At 39.0% G+C, this 2217-nt stretch carries 4 protein-coding genes and 2 pseudogenes; all 6 read left to right on the top strand.

Annotated features, from left to right (window positions below; genetic code table 11):
* Positions 1-75: pseudogene (locus GMD6S_RS12350) on the top strand (phosphatase PAP2 family protein); the annotation flags it as partial.
* A 113-nt stretch (positions 76-188) separates the two neighbouring features.
* Positions 189-635 (top strand): LytTR family DNA-binding domain-containing protein, encoded by a 447-nt coding sequence (locus tag GMD6S_RS08785; RefSeq protein WP_000776583.1) that lies wholly within the window; start codon positions 189-191, stop codon positions 633-635.
* Positions 636-640: 5 nt separating this feature from the next.
* On the top strand, positions 641-1315 hold the full coding sequence (locus GMD6S_RS08790; RefSeq protein ID WP_000725728.1) for a LiaF transmembrane domain-containing protein: 675 nt from the start codon (positions 641-643) through the stop codon (positions 1313-1315).
* A gap of 104 nt (positions 1316-1419) precedes the next feature.
* Positions 1420-1608 (top strand): 50S ribosomal protein L28, encoded by a 189-nt coding sequence (rpmB, locus tag GMD6S_RS08795; RefSeq protein ID WP_001140948.1) that lies wholly within the window; start codon positions 1420-1422, stop codon positions 1606-1608.
* A gap of 152 nt (positions 1609-1760) precedes the next feature.
* Complete coding sequence (locus tag GMD6S_RS08800; protein WP_000216434.1) at positions 1761-2126, top strand: Asp23/Gls24 family envelope stress response protein; 366 nt, start codon at positions 1761-1763, stop codon at positions 2124-2126.
* Positions 2127-2128: 2 nt separating this feature from the next.
* Positions 2129-2217, top strand: a pseudogene (locus GMD6S_RS12610) (DAK2 domain-containing protein); the annotation flags it as partial.

A 2217-nucleotide genomic window follows, 5' to 3' on the forward strand; every position in this document is an offset into this window, starting at 1 on the left:
GTTCATTATCCCAAGGATGTCTTGGTTGGCTATGCTTGTGGTCTGGTGTGGGGATTCCTTTTCTTCTTATTTTGACATGTAAGTTAAGCTAGTCCTACAACCACTTACTGCTTCAAATTGACCACTTGCTTTTTTGCCCTTGTATTCCTAACTTAGCTTTGATATAGTAGAGTCAGAAAGGAGATGTGATGAAGTTACGAATTGAGATTGACGGCAATTTAGAGGAGACTGAAATTGTCATCAAGACCCCTGCTTTGACAGATGAAATTGCAGATTTGCAACGGCTCTTGCAAGAGTCAAAGGCTCCGAGGTTGACTTTTTACAAGGGGACAGGTGAATATTATCTAGACCTTTCAGAAATTCTCTTCTTTGAAACAGAAGGGAGCAAGATTTACGCTCATACCCAGAAGGAAGCCTATGAGGTTCGCCTCAAGCTCTATGAGTTGGAGTCTATCTTGCCTCGCTATTTTAGCCGAGTATCCAAGTCGACTATCGCAAACATTCGTCAGATTTACTCAGTGGACAAGTCCTTTTCAGGAACGGGGACCATTTCCTTTTATCAGACGCACAAGGAGGTTCATGTCTCACGACATTACCAATCCCTCCTAAAAGAAAATCTAAGAAACATGAGGTAAAAAACATGAAAAAGAAAGCATTTGGTATTGTTTTATTGGTTTTAGCAGCTTGGATCTTGCTGCAAGGAAATTTTGGCATTCCTTCTTTGGATGGTAAGATATGGCCTTTGATTGGTATCGCCTTTTTTGCTTACCAATCAGTTGAAGCTTTGCTTCGTCGTCATCTAACATCAGCAGTTTTTACCGCTCTAGTAGCCTTAATGATTGCGAATCATTTTTATAACATTTTTCCTATTCCAAACCAGTCTTTGTTTTGGGCTAGTATCTTAGCAGTGCTAGGAATTGGCTATCTGACGCATTCAAGTAAGTTTTGGTACGGCAAAAAATGGTGGTACAACAGTGAGCGAACAGTCATCACAGATAAGGAAGTCGCTTTTGGTAGTGGAACCTTTTATAAACAAGATCAAGATCTCGTAGATGACCAAGTGGAAGTCGCTTTTGGGGATGCTAAAATCTACTATGATAATGCAGAGATGCTAGGTGATTTTGCAACTTTAAATATTGAAGTGGCCTTCGGGAATGCAACCGTCTATGTTCCACAACACTGGCGTGTCGATTTGAAAGTAGAAACCTCCTTTGGTGCAGCTAAGGCAGATGCTCCTGTAGCGCCAACAAACAAAACCTTGATTATCCGTGGAGAAGTCGCTTTTGGTAAACTTGGAGTTGTTTACGTTAAATAAAAAAATAGTTTAGGCCCTTGATAAATTCAAGAAAGTGTGATAACATAGTACGGTATGTGGTGCTAGCACATCCGCTATATTAGATCTAATAGGAGGAAAACACAATGGCTAAAGTATGTTACTTTACAGGTCGTAAGACTGTATCAGGAAACAACCGTTCACACGCGATGAACCAAACAAAACGTGCCGTAAAACCAAACCTTCAAAAAGTTACTGTTCTTATCGATGGTAAACCTAAAAAAGTTTGGGCTTCAGCTCGTGCTTTGAAATCAGGTAAAGTTGAACGCGTTTAATAAAAATGAAAAGACCTAACTGGTCTTTTTCTTTTGCTCTAAGGATAAAACCATTTGAAAAATAGAGTAAATATCCGCAGATACAGCATTCTGCTTTTACACTTGGGCTGAAATATGATAAAATAGAGTATCAACTAGTTGAGGTAAAAAAAATGACTGTAAAAATTAATACAAAAGATGGTCAAATCGAACTGACAGATGAAGTGATTGCAACCGTAGTAGGTGGTGCCGCAACTGAGATTTTTGGAGTGGTCGGTATGGCTAGTAAAAATGCCCTCAAAGACAATTTCCAAGCCCTTCTTGGTAAGGAAAATTATTCTAAGGGTGTTGTTATAAAAGCAGCCGAAGATGGTAGCATTGCAGTTGATGTTTATACCGTATTGAGCTACGGAGTAAAGATAAGCGAAGTGTCAAAAAACATTCAAGAGCGTGTTCGTTTTAGTTTAGAAAATCAACTAGGAATTACTGCTCAGACTGTGAATGTCTACATTCAAAATATCAAAGTTGTAGGAGAATAATCGTGTCAAAAATTACTACCAGTTTATTCCAAGAGATGGTGCAGGCTGCATCAACTCGTTTGAATAAGCAAGCAGAATATGTCAATTCATT

It is taken from the genome of Streptococcus sp. GMD6S, from assembly GCF_000297015.1.